This is a genomic window from Acetobacterium tundrae (genome assembly GCF_008086615.1).
GTDB classification, from domain to species: Bacteria; Bacillota; Clostridia; order Eubacteriales; family Eubacteriaceae; genus Acetobacterium; species Acetobacterium tundrae.
This window is the reverse complement of sequence record NZ_RXYB01000005.1, coordinates 129,172-146,935: the sequence shown is the minus strand read 5'-3', so window position 1 is coordinate 146,935 and position 17,764 is coordinate 129,172. Positions and strand designations below refer to the sequence as shown.

Genomic DNA, 17,764 nt, shown 5'->3' with positions numbered 1-17,764 from the left:
GTTTGGGAATCTACTGTAGGGGCGGTCCATGACCGCCCGAAAACGTTGGTCTTTCTAACCTACGTTCCCGGGCGATTGAGAATCGCCCCTACAATTCTAACTTTTGAGAATCGCCCCGACCTGCCTGTATTGACATGCTTCCCTAGTGTTCTTTTTTTAGGATGCCAGCATCAGGAACTTGATCAATACCATAAAGCCGTTGGCTGCTTCTTCGGGCATCTCTGCCAGTTCATTTTTCTTGATCTCTTCCAAAACTTCTAATACGGTTTTCTCATCATCCATTTCATTTCTCCTTATTTATAGATGCCATATTCATGGACAAAATTATAGGTTTCAATCATGTTTTCCGGATTGACATCTCCTTTTGATAACAATTCGCGGCTGGAAGCAAAGATATATCCACCGCCTGGTGCTAATTCATCGACCAATTTCTTGGCGTAATCAATGCATGCTTCCTTTTTGCCAAGTTTCAACATCTCAAGAGGCATTCCACCGGCAAGGGTAATATTGTCCCCGACGCGTTTTTTAGCTTCAAAAATATTGTCGCCTTCTACAATGCCGATAGCAAAATTCTTTGGCAGGCTGTTGAGCCAGTCATATTTAGCTTCCCATGAGCCTTCTAAAAATATAATCAGTTTTCCGCCGCGTTTGTGGATGCGATAAATCAACTTTTCATAGGTTGGCACAAAAAATTTTTCAAATTGTTTCGGGCTGATAAAAGTTGGAACGTGCATCATGGTGGCATAAAAGGGGAAATCCGGAAGGTCTGTCATCTCTTCTGTGATTCCCAGAAATTCATCGGCCATCCCTTGTATCGCATTGCAAGCGGCAACCAGTTCTTCTTTATGTCGGCGCATATCTAATGAAAGTCCCTTGAACCCGCGTAAATAGTCAAATATATAATCCAATGGCGGATAGGCAAAACTGCCGGTAATGACAGGCAGCTGATAATCGTTTTTCAGTTTATCGATTAGCTGAGTCTGGATCATTCCTTTGACTTTCCAGTGATCGACCAGTTCTTTAATCGCTGCATATTTTTCCGCTGTGGTGCCTGCCAGTTTTTTTGCTTTTCTTGGCAGCATCTTATTAAAAATGTAACCTTCCGGGTCGGCAATTAATTCCGGATATTCAGTGTCTTCCATCGGAGTTATTTCCTTGTGCTGAACGGTAGCCCCATCACTTGAAACAAAATGGCTGTCACTTCCGATGCATTGTGCGCTTTTTGCATCAAACACCAGCCCAGCCGTATAGGTTGCATCTGAATACAGTTTTTTATGCGGCTCGCAATAGTATTCAATTTCTTTTTCCGGATGATCCGTCATTTCCTGGATCGTACCGCCGGCGTAATGTACCGCATAGGTTCCGATCATTGACAGGATTGGCACTTTGTCCGGTTCCTGATGATTTACCGTTGTTTTAATACGATTAATTCTTTCTTGATAGGTATCGCCCATTTTTTCCTCCTATTTTTGTTTTCCTACAAACGTTTTCATTGAATCTGCATTATTAATTCACAAACCATACTCTAAGTATGGTTTGATGGTAACATACTCTCAGTATGGTTGTCAAGTTATTTTCTATTCTTGATTTTTTACCGATTTTAAGCTATGCTTAATGGGAATTTCAATATATTTAAAAGGATAACTATGGAAACAACGAATAATAAACGCATGCGCTATACCAAAGAAATAATGTTGGAACACGCTATGATCATCATCAATGAAACCGGTTACGACAACGTAACGGTGGACCAGATCTGTGAAGAGCTGGGGGTCACAAAAGGCTCCTTTTACCATCATTTCAAATCAAAATCCGATTTGATTTTCCAACAATACAAACTTCTGGAAGGACAGATTTCAGACTATTACACCCAGCGTATTAATCTACCGGCAACTGAGCAGTTGCGGGCCATGTTTGACTGGTATGTTGCCTGTTTTTCGGAAAAGAACATCAATGAAACAGGGATCATTATTCAATTTAGTCTGGAAAAGAAATGGAAGAATTTTGCTATTACCAACACCTTCCAGAAAGGAATTATGACAAATATCATCCGTCGTGGCATTGTCGAGAAAGTTTTTCGAAAAAGTTTGAATCCGGTTGAAATTTCCAACTTTATTTTCACTAATTTATTCGGTATCCTAGTCCAATGGGTGGGCCAATCCGGCCGGTATAAATTTGATGAGAATTTCAACCATTTTTATTATGTCTATTTATTGCCTTTGTTGGGGATCAATGCTAAAGAATCGGCTGATGCTGTTGAGGTATAAAAAGAGGGATGCTTCTTAACCAAACCGATTAAGAAGCATCCCTCTTTTTGTTTCAGCAAACAAACCTAATGCAGTATATCGTCGGAGCGATTGATAAGCGCTCCGACGAACCTAAACTTACATTTATTTTCGTTGTCCTAAAAAAAGGCAATCTGGTTTGAAGCTGGCAGCTGGTTGAGGCAGCCCTGTTTCTCAAGGGTCTCGATAACCGCTTTGCCAACTTTGGTGCGGTTCTGCAGATCCTCCCTTGACATATAGGCCCGGACCTGGGCCTCTTCGAAGATTCGCTGGGCGGCTTTTTCGCCAATCCCATCCAAGGCACTGAGAGGCGGCAACAAGCTATCTTCCACAATTCGAAATTTGCTGTAGTGGGATTCATACACATCCACATTTTTAAAGCAGTAACCTCGGCACAGCATTTCATAGACGATCTCCAGCACGGTCAGCAGACCCTTTTCCTTGTTGGAAGCCTTTATTCCCAATTCTTTAATCTGGTTCATTTTGGCAACCACGGCGCCTTTTCCCTGGGTGACCAGCTGAGCATCAAATTCGCTGGCCCGGACTGAAAAATAAGTGGCGTAATAAGCCAGGGGATAATATACTTTGTACCAGGCGATTCTAAAAGCGCTGGTTACATAGGCTGCCGCATGGGCTTTCGGGAACATGTACTTGATCTTTTTACAGGAATCAATATACCATTCCGGCACCTTGCAGTCGCGCATCGCTTTTTCAAATTCCGGTGTCAGTCCCTTCCCTTTTCGAACCTTCTCCATAATCGTAAAGGCGGTTTTAGCCTCCAGGCCTTTGTCGAGTAAATAGAGCATGATATCATCTCGGGTACAGATGGCTTCTTTAATCGTTACCGTTCTCTGCTTGATCAGCTCCTGGGCATTGTTCAGCCACACGTCAGTGCCATGGGATAAACCGGATATCCGGATTAAATCCGAAAAAGCGGTTGGTTTGGTGTCCAGCAACATTTCCCGGACAAAACTGGTACCGAACTCTGGAACACCGCAAACGCCAAGCGGCGAATCATAATCATCGTCTTTTAAATCCAGGGCTTTGGTGGATACAAAAAGGCTCATCACTTTCGCATCATCCAGCGGTATCTTTACCGGGTCGATGCCGGTTAAATCCTGCAGCATGCGGAGCATCGTGGGATCATCATGGCCCAGAATATCGAGCTTCAAAAGCCGTCCACTGATGGACTCATAAGCAAAATGGGTGGTGATGGTGTCGCTTTCGGTGTCATCTGCGGGATGCTGCACCGGACAGAAATCATAAATGTCTTTATAGGTCGGAACGACCATGATGCCGCCGGGATGCTGGCCGGTGGTTTTTTTGATTCCGGCACAGCACTTGATGACCCGTTCCAGCTCTGCTCTTGGCACTTTTATCTCTTTTTCATCATAATAATTTTTTACAAAACCAAAAGCCGTCTTTTCCGCAATGGTTGAAATGGTGCCGGCGCGAAAGACTTTTCCTTTGCCGAAAAGCACCTCGGTGTAGTGGTGGGCTTCGGCCTGATTATCGCCGGAGAAATTAAGGTCGATATCCGGCTCTTTATCGCCTTCAAACCCCAGGAAGGTTTCAAACGGAATTTCGAACCCGTCTTTTTCCATCTTTGTTCCGCAGTGAGGGCAGTCGGCGTCTTTCAAGTCAGGTCCGACGCCAACGTCAGCCGCATTGAAAAACTCGGAATGCTGACAGTTGGGGCAGCGGTAGTGAGGGGCCAGGGGGTTGACCTCGGTAATCCCGCACATTGTTGCCACGAAGGAAGAACCAACCGACCCCCGGGAGCCAACCAGATAGCCGTCCTCCATGGAATGATGCACCAGTTTCTGGGCAATCAGATAAAGCACGGAGTAGCCGTTTCCGATAATGGAATCCAGTTCGCGGTTCATCCGTTTTTCCACGATTTCCGGTAGCGGATTCCCATAAAGTTCCTGAGTTTTGTTTTCCACCATTGCTCTGATTTCGTCATCTGATCCTTCGATCACCGGTGGAAAGGTGTCGTCCGGGATCGGCAGCACTTCGTCCATTAAAGCGGCTATTTTTCGGGGATTATCGATGACCACAGCCCGGGCGGTTTCCTCATCCAGATAGTCGAATTCATCCAGCATCTCCTGAGTATTTCGGTAATACAGAGGCGGCTGTTTGTGAGCATCTTTATAGCCCTGCCCGGTAAAGAGGATTTCCCGGTAAAGCGAATCTTCTTTGTTGACAAAATGAACATCCCCGGTGGCAACCACCAGTTTATTCAGACTTTTTCCCAAATCAATAATCTGCTTATTCAAATCTTTAAGGGCTTCCTGATCGGGAACGCTATTGTTGTCAATCAGGAACTGATTATTTCCCAATGGCTGAATTTCGAGATAATCATAGAAATTTGCGATCTGCATAATTTCTGTTTTTGATTTGTTGTGCAGCATCGCCGTGAATAATTCCCCCGCCTCGCAGGCTGAACCAACTAGAAAGTTTTCTCTGTTTTCCGCCAGCAACGATTTTGGGATTCGCGGCTTTTTATAAAAATAATTGAGGTGGGTCTCGGATACCAGCCGATACAAATCCTTAATTCCCGCCTGGTTTTTGGCGTAAATAATGATATGATTGGTAGGATTGATGCGGATGCTTCGTTCCTGGCTGGAAAGGCTGTTTAATGTCTGAATTGAGGTGCAGTCTTTCTTTTCTGCCAAACCCATGAGTTTGACAAATACTTTTGCCGAAGCGGCGGCGTCATCCAGGGCCCGGTGATGGTTCTGCATGTCTATTTTAAAATGACTGCAGAGTTTTTTCAGGGTGTGTTTCGTGATGCCGGTCAGCAGACATCGAGACATTGCCAGGGTATCCACAGAGGTGCTGTCCCGCTCAATGCCGTATTCCGCTAATGCTGTGTTTAAAAAGCTCATATCGAATGAGGCGTTATGGGCCACTAAAATGGTTCCATCGGCAAATTCCAGAAACTGTTTTAGCGCTTCTTCTTGTTCGATCCCGTTTTCGACCATTTGATTGGTGATCCCGGTGAGCTCGGTAATAAAAGGCGGAATTTCGCAGTGAGGGTTGACCAAAGCTGTAAAACTGTCGATGATCTGTTTGTTTTTTATTTTAACAGCGGCCATTTCAATGATTTTATGGTTTCCCGGAATCAAGCCAGTTGTTTCTAAATCAAAGAAAATAAACTCGCCGCAGAAGTCCTGATCCTGATCACCGAAAACCACATTGAGCTGGTCTTCGACCAAATAGCCTTCCACGCCGTAAAGAACCTTGATCTTTTTCTTTCTTCCCAGCTCCATCATTTCCGGATAGGCCTGCAGAACCCCGTGGTCCGTTATGCCAATGGTATCATGGCCGAAATCAGCAGCTTGCTTCATTATTTTTTCAACCTTGCTTACGGCATCCATGGCGGAGAACTGGCTGTGCAGATGCAGTTCGACTCTTTTTACCGGCGCATCATCGGTTCGGATGGTTTCTTTTGAAAGATTGATATTCTTCGGATAAAACATCATTTCCTGGGAATAGTCATCATAATTGATTTTCCCTTCAATCAGATACCAGCCGCCTTCTCTGATTGCCTCGACAACTTCTTCTTTATCGGTGAATATTTTACAGGTTATGCTGCTGGTATCATCGGTTATGTTAAAGGTCAGCAGGGTTTTATTACTTTTTAATGGCCGGGTGTTGACCCCAAAAGCCCAGCCTTTGACGACAATCGTTTTTCCTTCAAATTCACTATTGATACTGAAGTCAACTTCTCGGAGCTGGTCGATCTGATTGATGATTCTCCTTCCCATCACCACATCGCCAGGCTTTTCCGCCTTTGACAATTTTGCGGTGCCGGTGCTGCTTTTGGGTGCCACCGGTTTAATGGTCGCCAAACGCTTCTGCAGATCCTGCTGACTTTTTTCGGTTACCGATTCCTCGTCGCTAAAACGAACGACCAGGTCGGCATCCTCCAGTCCATAGTTTTCCGCAATCAGACGTTTAAAGCGGCTCCGGAAAATGACCAAAGCTTCCCCGTCGATTTCACCGGTGGACCGGCCGCGAACATAAAAGGTTTTTCCCTCTGCCATCAGGGTATTCACCAACAGAATCGCTGATATTTTGGAGTTGATCCCCATCATCAGCTGGGTGACGCCCTGAGCATCTGTTGAAAGCAGCTGTTCCCCATCCTGATATTGTCGGGGTGAAACTTCTATTTTTAGGGCTTTGGCATAATCGAAAATCTCTTCAAACGCGGTTTGAATGTTCTCGGTATCGGTTTCCTTTTTGGAACTGATAAACTTAAAAATCAATTCCCCTTGACTGGAATTGATTTTGATACTATCGGTCACCAAGTGATAGTCTGCTATTATTTTTTGATATCGTTCCTGACGTTGGGTTAACATACTCAATGAATTCGCCTCACATTTTATTTATTTCTTCCATCAGCACCGAGATGATTTCATCTTCTTTTAAACTTCTTATTATCTCGCCTTTTTTAAATAACACGGCTTTATTTTTTCCGCCGGCTATACCAATATCCGCCGCCCGGCCTTCTCCCGGACCGTTGACGATGCATCCCATCACCGCGACTTTGATGTTTTTATCAACGCCGCGCAAGCGCTCATTGATCTCGGTGGCAATGCCGATCAGATCAATTTCCGTCCGCCCGCAGGTGGGACAGGAAATTACCTCGACCTTTTTTCTTTTACCTTCATACCGGCCAATGGCGCTGAGAATATCCCGGGCCACTTCAATTTCTTCCAACGGATCTCCGGTAATGGATACCCGGAGGGTGTCGCCCAAGCCGTTAAGGAGCAGGTAGCCGATGCCCATGGCGGATTTTACCGCTGAGCTTCTGAGAATGCCGGCTTCGGTAATACCTAAATGAAGGGGATAATCATATTCTTTGGCAAAGCTTTCGTATGAGGCAATGGTAAAACGTACATCGGAGGCCTTCATCGACACCACAATATTGTCAAAGCCTGCTTCTTCCAACAGCTGAATGTGTTTTTGGGCTGACGCCACCATTCCTGCCGGGGTGGCGACGCCGTTATTTTTAGCCAGTATTTCTTTTTCCAGGGAACCGGCATTGACACCGATGCGAATAGGGATCTTTCTTTCGGTTGCCATGGCCACAATTTCTCTAATGCCTTTTGTCGAACCGATGTTTCCGGGATTGATCCGCAGCTTATCGACGCCATTTTCCATGGCGGTCAGCGCCAGCTGATAATCAAAATGAATATCCGCAACCAGCGGAATATGAATCCCTTTTTTTATCCCGGCAATGGCATTGGCTGCTTCCTGATCCGGAACGGCCACCCGGACAATATCGCATCCGGCAATCTCCAGGCCGATAATCTGACTAACGGTACTTTCGATATTTCGGGTGTCGGTATTGGTCATGGACTGAATCGCAATCGGATTATCTCCGCCGATGGCCACTGAACCAATCTGTACAACTTTTGTTTTTCTTCGTTTTTCCAAACTGTTTTCTCCTAAGCTGCCAACCGCATGATATCATTCACGGCAATGAGCAGCATCAATGCGATTAATGCCATGAATCCGATAAAATTGATCATGTTTTCTGTTTTCGGGTTGAATTTCCGACGGGACACCAACTCGATTAAAATAATAAAAATCCGGCCGCCGTCCAGCGCCGGAATCGGGAAAAGATTGATGATTCCCAGATTGACGCTGAGCATTGCGGTAAATGCCAGCAGCATAATAAAGCCGCTGTTTAAATAAGTTCCCACCATGGAAACCATCCCAATCGGACCGGCGATATCGTTAAGGGCAACCTGACCGGCGAACATCATGGCAAATGATTGAAAAATTAAACCGGCAAACCGCCAGGTATTGTAAAAAGCGGTACCAACGGCGTCAAAGACATTAGTATGACCGGTAAACAGCGCGACGATAAATAGACAGACGATCGCAAAAATAATATTCATCGCCGAACCCGCCACTAATATCAACAACTTCTGTCCCTTGTTTTTTTCCTCAAAGCTTCGGGGATCAGGCAGGATGCTCGGATCCTTAGGAATGATATTTCCTTCTTCGTCAAACTCTGGTTCTTCGCCCCGCATTTTGCAGAATCCTCCAAAGGGCAGTGCCCGAATGGAAAACAACGTTTCTTTGCCCTGATGTCCAAATAATTTTGGTCCCATGCCGATGGCAAATTCTTCTACGAAAACGCCGGTTTTTTTAGCTACAAAAAAATGTCCAAATTCATGTGCGATCACTAAAATACAGATCATGACTATTGTAATCAGTATTGATATTAAATTCAAAATTTCACCTATGCAATTCCAATTGTAAATTTAGCAAAAATATAAATCAGGGGTAAGATAAACAGGGTACTGTCAAAACGGTCCAGTATCCCCCCATGGCCAGGTAAAATATGACTGAAGTCTTTTATTTTAGCTTTTCTTTTAATCATCGAGGCGGTAAAGTCTCCGCATTGTCCGGCAATGCTTCCCAATAATCCCACCGCAAAGTACAAATACCATGGTAAAACAAATTTGAAATAACTGCCCAGAATCGATCCATATAGAACCATGCAGAGGGCCGCAGCAACAATTCCCCCGACACAGCCGGCGATCGTTTTTTTAGGGCTAATTTTGGGCGCTATTTTTCTGTTGCCAATGGCTTTACCAACAAAATAAGCGGCCGTATCGGTTGAAAAGGCAATCACAAATACCATCCATAAATAGAAAATCCCCTTGTTGATGGTTTCAAACATAAACAAATGACCAAACATCACCGGAACGTAGACGAGTCCCATCAATGTCGCACTTACCCGCTGAATACCAACACTCCCGGATAAGATTTCATAACAGGCTACGGCAATAAATTCGATTAACAAAACCGATATCACCGAATAATAATCCAGCTTAATAGTGATAATTAATACCGCCGCTAATACAACAATGAAAACGATATTTATCTTCGGCCGAATCAATCGGTTCACTGCTCCTGAATATTCCAGGATCCCGGCAAGGGTCAGGAAAGAAACCGCAATAACCAATAAAATGCCACCTGAATACAAGAAAAATACAAGGAGCGGAACACCAATGACGGCTGTCCAGATACGCGCCTTCATCGAGTTATTTTCCTGTTTTCTGATTGCCTGTCTTCTAATTGCTTGTCTTCTATTTGACCGATCCATAGCGCCGATCCCTTTTTTGGTAACTCTCAATTATCTCGTAATAGCTTTTTTCATCAAAATCAGGCCAATAGATATCGGTGAAAAAGAACTCTGTATACGCAAACTGCCAGAGCATAAAATTGCTAAACCGACCTTCTCCTCCGGTTCGAATGAGTACGTCCGGATCCGGCTGACCTTTGGTATAAAGGCGATCACTGATGTCTTGTTCAGTCACTTCTTCTGGGGAAATGCCTGCTCTGATTATTTCTTTAACCGCATGAGTGATATCATCCCGTCCACCATAATTCAGAGCCACATTAAAAAGCAGACCGGTATTTGCGGCGGTCGTTTTCATTGCATTTTCGGATGCTTCTCTTACTTTTTGGCCCAACCCGGTTAAATTGCCGATGACATTAATTTTGACATTATTCTGGTTTAATTCGCCAATTTCTTTTCTGAAATATTCGACTGCAATGTTCATTAAACCGTCAACTTCTTCTTTACTGCGTTTCCAATTTTCTGTCGAAAAAGCATATACGGTGAGTATTTTTATTTCGGCATCTGAAGATGCCCGGACAATTTTCTTTAATGTTTTCATCCCGGCGTTGTGCCCAAATAAACGGGGACGGTTTTTTGCTTTCGCCCAACGGCCGTTACCATCCATGATTATGGCTATATGCTCAGGCAGATTATCTTTATCCAGCTGACTTGTCATATTGCACCTCTATTTCTCTCATATTTGCAGTTTATCAATTTATCTTATTCTTTACTTACTAATTTTTACCTTTAGTTATTATATGCTATTTTCAGCGATTTGTAAATTACATGACAAACCAATCCCGGGAAACAAGATTCATTTAAGACTTGAAATTTAGCTGATTGTCTGCAAAGCATCATACCGACAATTGTTATATCATGTTGTGACCTAGGGGTCAGACCCTATGCCTCAGGGCGAACAGACGATAGCCTGTCCGAACTGTGCGTATACAGCAGATTAACAATTGATCGGTATGATGATTAATCGGCAGTCTAAATTTCAGTTCTTTTTGCCGCTGCGATATATCGATACAGGGTGGGAACGGATATTCCCATGATATTGGCTAAATACCAGATGGTCCCTTTAACCGTAAAAGTTCCCATTTCATTTAATTTTCCAACGACGTCAATCTTTTCTGCTTTTGATAATAGCTTCATTTTTTTTGACAGATCTTTTGAAACATGATCCAGATTATTATCGACCAAAACTTTTACATCAATATTAATTTTTTCAGGACCTTTTTCAGCTTTGTCTTTATCCAATATCGGAGGATTAATCATTTTATCTAAGATATTTCGGGCGGCCATCAAATCACGGCAATCCGAATTTAGACAAATCATGCCAATCAAGCTTTCATTTTCGTCTTTAATAAACCAGGTAGCAGACTTAATGGTTTTACTTTTATTGAATTTCATGGGGTCGTTATTCATAAAGGGTACTTTTTTATGTACTTCGCTTCGCAGTATTTTTAACGACACTTCGGTAATGGGCGCCCCAACTTCCCGTCCACTGATATGTCCATTGCGGATGGCTACCACGGAATGCTGCCAGTCAGTCAGATCGTGAAGAACTACTTCGGTATTCGCTCCCATGAACTCGGCAATAAAATCAACCAGGGAAACGTAGGTCTCCAGTTTTTTATTCACTTTTTGCCCTCTCTTTTTACTAATTTAGTCCTTGCAAAATTGCCGTTAGCTTCGCTGCCAGTTTACATCAAACAATTATTACTTAACTGCGATCGCTTCAATTTCAAAAAGCGCGCCTTTGGGGAGTGCTGCCACCTGAACACAGGAACGGGCCGGATAGTCGTTTTGATCCTTGAAAAAATCTGCATAAATGGCGTTAATTGATGCAAAATCATCCATGTCTGTTAAGAAAATAACTGTTTTCACAATATTCTTTCGGCTAAGGCTCGCACTCTCCAGGATACCGGCAAGATTATTCAAGCCTCTTTTCGCCTGTGCTTCGATGCCTTCTTCCAATATACCGGTTTCCGGGTTTAAGCCCAGTTGCCCGGATACATATATGGTTTCTCCCGCTAAATAAGCGTGGGAATATGGGCCCACTGCTGCGGGTGCCTGGTCTGAATTAACTGCTTTTTTGTTCATTTTAATTTTCTCCTTTAAATTTATTTTAAGATAACGCATACTTTTCGATTGCGTGGGCAACCCCATCCTGATCAAAAGGCAGGGTGACCTGATTTGCCGCGGCCTTAACCTCATCAGGTGCATTACCCATAGCTACACCAAGACCGGCAAATTTGATCATTTGCAAGTCGTTGTCACTGTCTCCAATGGCCATTACATTTTTGGGATCAAGCTTTAATATTTTGCAAAGCTGTTTTAACCCATCACCCTTATTCGCTGAACGATGATTCACTTCAATGTTGCCTGCCACCGCCTGGGTTAACATCACTCCATGAATTTGCGAAAATTTTTGCCATAGATTCCGGTGAATTTGATCACTCAGTAAAGGAATATTAATTTTTTCGATTTCGGCAGCATGCTCAAACGTAAAGTCCAGCATATCCTCCACCTGTTTCGATTTATACTGAATAAATTTAACCTGATCCGCTGAAAAGTCTTCAATTCTTTCAACATTTTTCAGATAACGATTATTGCTGTAGGAGTATCCTTTATAATATATTTCGCAAAATAGACCTCGACGAGTCAGGGTCCGAATGATCTTTTTTACGCTTCCTGCTCCGATAAAATTGTTACTGATCGCTTCGCCGGTATTTAAATTCATGACGGCGGCGCCATTTGATGTCACGGCATAATTAATACCGGGGATACAAATAACCGATTCAGGCAGCTGTCCCAGAATTCTTCCGGTTGAAGGAACCACGTGAATTCCTTTGGCGATGGCATCTTTTAAGACGTTTTCAGTTCTTTGTGAAATTGACATATAATCCTTTTGTAAAGTGGTTCCATCCATATCGAGGGCAATTAACTTTATATCCATTGTTTGTTCCCATCTTGTTTCTTATATTTTTTATTTAGTCTTCCATTTTTAATTCTAACATAAAAAAAAGGCTTTTCACAAGGTAAGCCTTTACAAAATTAATAAATTGTTTCTTTTTTAAGAACTCTCACCGGTTTATCTGAGAATGTCAGAACTTCATGGGACAACTGTTTGATTTCCTCTTGATTGTGACTTACAAAAATAACGGTTCGTTTGTCCTGTTCCCAAATTTTCAGGAAATCTCCCATCAGCTTGTTTTTTAACGTCAAATCCAAACTGCTGAATGGCTCATCCATTAACAACAGTTCCGATGGATAAAGAAAGGCCCGGGCAATAGCAACCCGCTGTCGCATTCCCCCGCTGAGCTCCTGGGGATAGTAGTCTCCGACGGTGTCCAGTCCTACCATTCTCAGCATTTCGTCAATTTCTTTATCATGGAAGCCGCTCTTTTTTATGGATTGTCCTTTGAAAACAAACCGCAGGTTTTCCCGGATGGTTCGCCATGGCAAAAGACGGGGTTCCTGAAAAATATAGGAGATGGACGTTGGATTAATACCTTCAATGGTACCGCTATCCGGCTTTTCTAAACCGCAGCAGAGATTTAGTAAAGTTGTTTTTCCGGCTCCTGACGGTCCTAAAATTCCGGTTATTTTTTTTTCCTGGAGAACAAGATTGAAATCATCGAAAATGATTTGATCGCCGTAGGATTTTTTTAAATTCTTTATGACAATTGACATTGATCGGCGCCCTTTCTTTTATTACGTTCAATAATATACAGCGTCACTTTTTCAATGATATAACTGCACATCACAATGACGAAGGTCCAGGAAAACAGCAGATCCGTTTCTAAATATATTTTTGAATAGTAAAGATTCATTCCCACTGAAGGAAGTGCATTGGCTAAAACCTCGGCGGTAACCGTGACCTTCCAGCCCAATCCGATGGCATTCATTAAGGCTGAAACGGCATAGGGTTTGACTGCGGGAATGTAGATATCCCTGATGATTCGCTGCTGTGAGACATTGTAAACTTTTGCCATTTGCAGGAGATTGTCATCTGTTGCGTGGACCCCCTGCACCACATTGGTCCAGGTGACCGGAAAGCAAATAAGAAAAGTGACCACTAGCGGCACCACTCCTGAAGCGATCCATAAATTAATAAGAATGATGACGGATACCACCGGTAATGACTTAATGATGCTTACAAAAGGGTTCATAATCTCATAGAACGGTTTATTGAGTCCACCGATCAGGCCAAGTACCAATCCCAGTGCCACTGAAATAGTAACGCCTCCGAAGACACGCAACAAAGTCACCCCGATACTGACAAAAAACTTAAAATCCCCTGACAAGGTGATGATTCCTTTCAGGGTATCAAGGGGTGAAGGCAGCACCAGTGAGCTATCAACCCACCAGGCTGCTACTGCCCATAGGAGCACCCAAAAAAGGGCAACTCCTATTTTTTTTCCTATTTTTATTAGTGATTGTATTTGCTTATTTTGCAATTTCGTAGAAATCATCGCCAGGAACTTTCCCTCCAATGGATTTTGGATCAAATCCGGCTAGGATAGTATAATATGAACTCAGCGATGCTTTTGCATCAGCGGCCGAAATATATACAATATTACAGTTTGGAATTGCTTTTTCCGCCAGCGTCGCATCAGCCATAACGCCAGCTGTGACAATGTTCTTAGCACCATCGGCGGGATTATCATTGACATCTTTTACCGATTTTTCGTAAGCTGCCATAAATTTTTCGACCAGTTTAGGATTGGCCTCAGCCCATTCTTTATTGACAACCACACAACCCATTTCTAATTGTGAGCCATTGTTGGCATCGGCCCAGGCTTTTGTCACATCGACTGCTGTTACAATATTCGCTTTTTTTGATTCAATCGTGGTAACGAAAGGTTCCGGTATCATGGCAATCGTTGCTGCGCCGGAAGCCAATTGCGTGACTGCTTCACTATGTTCAGCTACCCAGTTAATGGTTACATCCACCCCTGGTGTCAGGCCGTTCTTTGCTAAAAGATAATTCAGTACATATTCAGGCGTTGAACCCTGTCCGCTGGCGACAATTGTTTTTCCTTTAAGATCTGCTATCGACGCGATTCCTTCCGATTGGTCCGCTACCACGTAAAGCACGCCTAAGGTGTTGACTGCACCCAGAATAACTTTGCCTTCGGTTTTATTGTATAGCACCGCCGCTGAATTTGTTGGCAGGGCAGCAATTTGGAAGTCTCCGCTAATGACGCCCGCCGTTACTTGATCCGGTGCGCTGGATACGGTAAATTCAGTGGTTACATTTGTTCCAAGATCTGCTCCATTGGCAATCATTTCCGCCATGCCCATACCAGTCGGTCCGGCAAGTGCAGCAACCTTGACAGTTTGCGGTTCTGCCGGTTTTGACTGACAGGCGGTTAAGCCGAAGCAAAGCACCAGCAAACAACCAAGTAATACCATCCATTTCTTATTTTTCATTTTCTTTTCATCCTTTTCCTTAAATTCTTATTTGATACTGTTAGTCTCCAGTAAAAAACCTTCCTGTTTTAGAATAGGAAGGTTGTAAGCAAAATCACCTGTTCTCACAGGTTTTTAGTTTTGAACTCATCCCTTCCAAATCAGAATTTCTTTTCTGTCAGGTAAACGGTATCACATTTAATTGAATTCATTCTAACATGAAAAGAATTAAATTAAAAGAAAAAGAAGGTGGAAAATTTTGATTTCCGCCTTCCTGGTTTTTAGACATTGGCAATAAAGGGTGTTGCTGTCGTTCCCGGGGCATCTTCTCCCTTGGGGACTATTTGAATTTCAATGGCTTCCAAGCGGTAGCAAAAACCAGCGGTTCCAGCGGGCTCACCATTCTTTGCCCAGCCCATCCAGCCAACATTCTCGGCATGGACTCGATAATAAACATCAAATTTTTCGGCATCAGCGCCAGATAATTTAATTTTAATCGCTTCCAGCCGCAGCGCTTGTCCCACTGTGCCACTTAAATTTCCGTTAGATACATAATCCTGCCAGCCAATATTCTCGATATGGGTGCTATAGTCTATTCCGACATTATAACCCTGATTATCCAAATTAATTTTGATCGCTTCCAACCGGAGTGCTTGTCCCACTGTGCCACTCAAATTTCCATCAGACACAACATTCTGCCAACCAAAATCCTCGATATGGGTTTGATAAGAACAGCTGATCATTTTTTGAATGTTATAATTAGCAATGCTTTTCGTTACGATTTGACCTTCAGCATCTTTTACGTCAACTGACAATGTATAAATTCCCGCTTCAGACGGTTTGAAATTTACAGTATTTGAATCCGAATAATCCTGTAAAACCGTCGTCGTATTTCCTAATTGATCGTAAAATTTATATTGATAGGGAGGATTTTCTCCACTAGCTTGTGCTGTTAAATTGATGCTTGTATTTGCATACTGTCCAGAATCTTTATCCGCACTAAAAGAATCGATATTTATGGCTCCCAAATCTTTTTCGACAATATATCCACCAATTCTGGTGTTGCTCACGTCATTCCAATAACCAGTTTTTGAAATTTCAAGATAGTTTTCGTTGCCATTATTATTGTCAGGCTGCCCTGGCAGCCATTTTGTGATGCCGAAAGGCTCGCCGGTAACCCATCGATAATTGCCTTCCTGTCCCTGATCGGTCCCGCCAATAAAATAATTGTCTCGTCCTGCATTACTGACCATACTTTTGACTAATGCTTGCTCTTCCAGTGATGTGATCGTTACTAGATTTCCACCTAATGCCTCAGCTTCTTTCTCAGCTTCTGGCCAGGTCAGAGCGTCATTGAAAAGCAAGTATTTATGGCCATTAAGCACTTCTTTTTTAATAATACTGCCATCATTTTCGACATCAACACTTACTGGATAACAGGTAACATTTCCAAACTTATCATAGACATAGATATGGGTCGAATATTCTCCTCTTTCACAATTATGATCCCAATCCCTTACTGTATAACTAACGATATCCCCTTCAATTGCGCTGCTTGTTGTCATGCTCGTATACCATGTCAAACCGACATCATCCTGACCGTTGGCATTGGTCCAGGTTGGAAACTGGACCCGATCAATACCTGAATCATCGCTTACCTTGCATTTCACCGTATAGCCTAAAGAGGACACATTCAGAACCTCCACATCTGTTATAGTCGGAGGCGTTGAATCAATGGTTGTTCCGGTCGGAACTGTTGTGCAAAGCCCGTTTTTATCATAGGCATAAACATGAACAATGTAAGCTCCTCTTTGATTACCATGGTCGCTGTACAGAATCCGGCAGCTGGCAGTATTGCCGTTAACGGTTCCATTCTGCCAAACCAGGTCATCCTGACCGCCTGCTTCCGTCCAGGCTGGAAACATGACCCGATCGATACCTGAATCATCGGAAACATTGCAGGTTACCGTAAATCCTTCGGCATTGACATCCGTAATCTGGGTATTGGATACCGTCGGCGGGGTCGTATCCGTCGGCGGATTAACAATCGGCGGGGTATCGTCAAAATCGCCGAGATAAATATAGCCCTGAAATCCTCCTACGGATGATGAATCTTCAGATCCGATGGTGTATGAATAATTTCGAAATAGAAAACCGCTCCATGCTGATTCTGAAATGGTAACCTGGTTTCCTGAAATTGCCTCAACAACGGCAACATGACCACAGGTACTGCCATTCCAGCAGACAATGGCGCCCAGTTTGGGAGTATTCCCGGAAGAATAAATGCCTTTACTCAAATTGTAATCCCACCACTGGTTGGCGTTTCCGGTGCTCAAATTGGGTTTGCTCCCTAACAGCTCATAGGCTCTTCCCCAGGCATAGGCGGTGCAGTTCGGCATTCCGTAACCTGATTGATAAAAAATATTATTTGCATAGAAATATGAATTATCCGTGCCCGGTGCCGTTAACCTTGGCAGAAACAAAGATGCCGCTTTAATCGTTGTCGCTGCCGAAACTGTTGCATTGTCTTTATCCGTAGCCGTATCCCCTGGCAGCATTTCACGGGTAATCACATTTCCCGATGCTTCGCTAACATCGCTTGTCACTGGATTGTCTTCTATAACAGAAGCTTCTTCAGCAAATACTGTAACCGAAAAAAATCCAAAAGATAGCATCAAAACAAAACAGAGACACGTCCTTTTTAAAAAATATTTTTTCATATACCCCTCCTGCTGTTAATATTTTACGATTTCTTGACAAGCAACGATCGTAAGTTTTTTGTACTAAAGTTGTTTACAATTTGTTAATATAAATTTTACACCCTGAAAGCTGTTTTGGCAATGTTTAATTTCGTAATATTCTCAGTATTTTAGGCAATAAAAAAGCAGCTTTCTTTTTAAGAAAACTG

15 protein-coding genes are annotated in these 17,764 nt (G+C 43.2%); 1 reads left to right on the top strand and 14 read right to left on the bottom strand.

Annotated features, from left to right (window positions below; all coding sequences use genetic code 11):
* Positions 1-156 precede the first annotated feature (156 nt).
* A complete protein-coding gene (locus FZC40_RS17550) occupies positions 157-282 on the bottom strand; it encodes a hypothetical protein (protein ID WP_279233311.1) in 126 nt (41 codons plus the stop codon).
* Positions 283-293: 11 nt separating this feature from the next.
* On the bottom strand, positions 294-1,454 hold the full coding sequence (locus FZC40_RS06155; RefSeq protein ID WP_148603037.1) for a uroporphyrinogen decarboxylase family protein: 1,161 nt from the start codon (positions 1,452-1,454) through the stop codon (positions 294-296).
* Positions 1,455-1,646: 192 nt separating this feature from the next.
* On the opposite strand from FZC40_RS06155, the gene FZC40_RS06150 reads away from it, so the two are divergent.
* A complete protein-coding gene (locus tag FZC40_RS06150) occupies positions 1,647-2,267 on the top strand; it encodes a TetR/AcrR family transcriptional regulator (RefSeq protein ID WP_186843739.1) in 621 nt (206 codons plus the stop codon).
* 137 nt (positions 2,268-2,404) lie between these two features.
* Here FZC40_RS06150 and FZC40_RS06145 read toward each other — a convergent pair whose 3' ends face one another.
* The 12 genes from FZC40_RS06145 to FZC40_RS06090 form a co-directional block, all read right to left on the bottom strand.
* A complete protein-coding gene (locus tag FZC40_RS06145; RefSeq protein ID WP_243135766.1) occupies positions 2,405-6,652 on the bottom strand; it encodes a PolC-type DNA polymerase III in 4,248 nt (1,415 codons plus the stop codon).
* A gap of 16 nt (positions 6,653-6,668) precedes the next feature.
* Positions 6,669-7,733 (bottom strand): flavodoxin-dependent (E)-4-hydroxy-3-methylbut-2-enyl-diphosphate synthase, encoded by a 1,065-nt coding sequence (ispG, locus tag FZC40_RS06140; protein ID WP_148603034.1) that lies wholly within the window; start codon positions 7,731-7,733, stop codon positions 6,669-6,671.
* Between the two features lie 11 nt (positions 7,734-7,744).
* Positions 7,745-8,539 (bottom strand): M50 family metallopeptidase, encoded by a 795-nt coding sequence (locus FZC40_RS06135; RefSeq protein ID WP_148603033.1) that lies wholly within the window; start codon positions 8,537-8,539, stop codon positions 7,745-7,747.
* 8 nt (positions 8,540-8,547) lie between these two features.
* Entirely contained in the window at positions 8,548-9,417 is an 870-nt protein-coding gene (locus FZC40_RS06130) for a phosphatidate cytidylyltransferase (protein ID WP_148603032.1), read from the bottom strand.
* Positions 9,401-10,111: an isoprenyl transferase gene (locus FZC40_RS06125; RefSeq protein WP_148603031.1), complete on the bottom strand. Its 711-nt coding sequence runs from the start codon at positions 10,109-10,111 to the stop codon at positions 9,401-9,403. Before FZC40_RS06125 ends, FZC40_RS06130 begins: the two co-directional genes overlap by 17 nt.
* 314 nt (positions 10,112-10,425) lie before the next feature.
* Positions 10,426-11,079, bottom strand: coding sequence for a helix-turn-helix transcriptional regulator (locus FZC40_RS06120; RefSeq protein ID WP_148603030.1), 654 nt, complete (start codon positions 11,077-11,079; stop codon positions 10,426-10,428).
* A gap of 78 nt (positions 11,080-11,157) precedes the next feature.
* The gene (locus tag FZC40_RS06115; protein WP_148603029.1) at positions 11,158-11,541 is read right to left on the bottom strand and encodes a RidA family protein; all 384 of its coding nucleotides are present in this window, start codon (positions 11,539-11,541) and stop codon (positions 11,158-11,160) included.
* Positions 11,542-11,566: 25 nt separating this feature from the next.
* Positions 11,567-12,397, bottom strand: coding sequence for a Cof-type HAD-IIB family hydrolase (locus FZC40_RS06110; protein ID WP_148603028.1), 831 nt, complete (start codon positions 12,395-12,397; stop codon positions 11,567-11,569).
* 98 nt (positions 12,398-12,495) lie between these two features.
* On the bottom strand, positions 12,496-13,134 hold the full coding sequence (locus FZC40_RS06105) for an ABC transporter ATP-binding protein (RefSeq protein ID WP_148603027.1): 639 nt from the start codon (positions 13,132-13,134) through the stop codon (positions 12,496-12,498).
* Positions 13,119-13,916 (bottom strand): ABC transporter permease, encoded by a 798-nt coding sequence (locus FZC40_RS06100; protein WP_148603026.1) that lies wholly within the window; start codon positions 13,914-13,916, stop codon positions 13,119-13,121. Before FZC40_RS06100 ends, FZC40_RS06105 begins: the two co-directional genes overlap by 16 nt.
* Positions 13,891-14,877, bottom strand: a complete 987-nt coding sequence (locus tag FZC40_RS06095) for an ABC transporter substrate-binding protein (RefSeq protein ID WP_148603025.1) — start codon at positions 14,875-14,877, stop codon at positions 13,891-13,893. Before FZC40_RS06095 ends, FZC40_RS06100 begins: the two co-directional genes overlap by 26 nt.
* 260 nt (positions 14,878-15,137) lie before the next feature.
* Complete coding sequence (locus tag FZC40_RS06090; protein ID WP_148603024.1) at positions 15,138-17,576, bottom strand: GBS Bsp-like repeat-containing protein; 2,439 nt, start codon at positions 17,574-17,576, stop codon at positions 15,138-15,140.
* Positions 17,577-17,764: the final 188 nt, after the last annotated feature.